Origin of the sequence: Mesorhizobium sp. M7A.F.Ca.CA.002.04.1.1, assembly GCF_004022805.1 — a bacterium.
GTDB classification, from domain to species: Bacteria; Pseudomonadota; Alphaproteobacteria; order Rhizobiales; family Rhizobiaceae; genus Mesorhizobium; species Mesorhizobium ciceri.
This window is the reverse complement of the sequence record NZ_RZPL01001190.1, coordinates 1-802: the sequence shown is the minus strand read 5'-3', so window position 1 is coordinate 802 and position 802 is coordinate 1. Positions and strand designations below refer to the sequence as shown.

The following is an 802-nucleotide window of genomic DNA, read 5'->3' as shown; positions in this document are numbered from 1 at the left end:
TCTTTGACGTATAGCACCGCCGTTCAAGAAAACCGCCCGGCAGGGCATGCCGTGGCGGTTTCATTTGCTTTTCGGGCTTTGGTCGGCCTGAAGCGAACAAGAAGCGCGATAGTGCGCCAACAATACGGAGTAGCAAAATGCCCAAGATGAAGACCAAATCGGCCGCCAAGAAGCGGTTCAAGATCACAGGTACGGGTAAAGTCCTGTCGGCTGCGGCCGGCAAGCGTCACGGCATGATCAAGCGTTCCAACAAGTTCATTCGAAATGCCCGCGGCACGATGGTTCTGGCTGAACCGGATGGCAAGAAGGTCATCAAGAATTTTCTGCCGAACGGCCTCTAAGGCATTCGGTCCGGACACGCATTTGTTTTACGCAATTCCGAACGGAAAACCGCAAGGCACTTTTCCTGGAATTGCTTTTAAGGAGATCATGACATGGCACGCGTAAAAAGAGGCGTCACTTCGCACGCCAAGCACAAGAAGGTCCTGAAAGCCGCGAAAGGCTTCTACGGCCGCCGCAAGAACACCATCCGCATCGCCAAGCAGGCGGTGGAAAAGTCGCTGCAATACGCTTACCGCGACCGCAAGAACCGCAAGCGCTCCTTCCGCGCGCTGTGGATCCAGCGCATCAACGCCGCGACCCACGAGCATGGCCTGACCTATGGCCGCTTCATCGACGGCCTCAACAAGTCGGGCATCGAGATCGATCGCAAGATCCTGTCGGACATGGCCATCCACGAGCCGCAGGCTTTCGCGGCCCTGGTCGCCAAGGCCAAGGTGGCGCTCGAATATCTGAAGAACAC

The 802-nt window shown here is 56.7% G+C and carries 2 protein-coding genes; both read left to right on the top strand.

The features are described from left to right. The first annotated feature begins 137 nt into the window (after window positions 1-137). The gene (rpmI, locus tag ENZ75_RS33215; RefSeq protein WP_006201248.1) at window positions 138-341 is read left to right on the top strand and encodes a 50S ribosomal protein L35; all 204 of its coding nucleotides are present in this window, start codon (window positions 138-140) and stop codon (window positions 339-341) included. Window positions 342-434: 93 nt separating this feature from the next. Further along, window positions 435-802 (top strand): 50S ribosomal protein L20 (gene rplT, locus ENZ75_RS33210; protein WP_128278676.1); only part of this gene is annotated, 368 nt, incomplete at its 3' end.

Excerpts from the sequence above, each read along its gene's own strand:
- rpmI (WP_006201248.1), top strand. The coding sequence starts at position 138 with ATGCCCAAGATGAAGACCAAATCGGCCGCCAAGAAGCGGTTCAAGATC.